General features: G+C 72.7%; 1 protein-coding gene. It reads left to right on the top strand.

The genetic code is table 11. The features are described from left to right. Nucleotides 1-660: beta-ketoacyl-[acyl-carrier-protein] synthase family protein (locus G9H71_RS22990; RefSeq protein ID WP_269204812.1), on the top strand; the 660-nt coding region annotated here is incomplete at both ends.

Genomic DNA, 660 nt, shown 5'->3' on the forward strand with positions numbered 1-660 from the left:
GGCCCGGCGAGCCAGTTCGCGGCAGCGGCGGCCCGGCTCGCCGTGGAGGACTCCGGTGTCGACGAGGACCGGCTGCGGGCCTCCTCGAGCGGCTCGGTCATCGGCACGACGAGCGCCGAGGGACAGGTCATCGAGCGCCAGATGCTGCGCTGGGTCGACCAGGGGCCGCACGCGCTGGACCCCGCGAAGGTGGCGAAGAGCCCGTCGTACCGCCTCGCCATGGCCGTGAACCGGGAGATCGGGCTCACCGGCGAGGCCATGACCATCGGCACCGCCTGCTCGGCCAGCAACTACGCGATCGGCTACGCCTACGACGCGATCCGCTCCGGCGACGCCGACTACATGATCGCCGGCGGCGCGGACGCGATGTGCCGGTTCGCGGTGGCAGGGTTCTACCGGCTCGGGGCGATGACGAAGGAGGCGTGCTCGCCGTTCGACGCGAACCGCTCGGGCATCCTCATCGGCGAGGGGGCCGCCGCCCTCTTCCTCGAGCCCCTCGACCTCGCGGTCGCCCGCGGTGCGCGCATCTACGCCGAGGTCCTCGGCTACGGGCTGTCCTGCGACGCCAACCACATGGTCTCGCCGGACGCCGGCTCCATCGCCGAGTGCATGCGGCGGGCGCACCGGAACGCCGGCGTCAAGCCGTCCGACATCGACTAC

Origin of the sequence: Motilibacter deserti (genome assembly GCF_011250635.1) — a bacterium.
In the GTDB taxonomy this organism is placed as follows: Bacteria; Actinomycetota; Actinomycetes; order Motilibacterales; family Motilibacteraceae; genus Motilibacter_A; species Motilibacter_A deserti.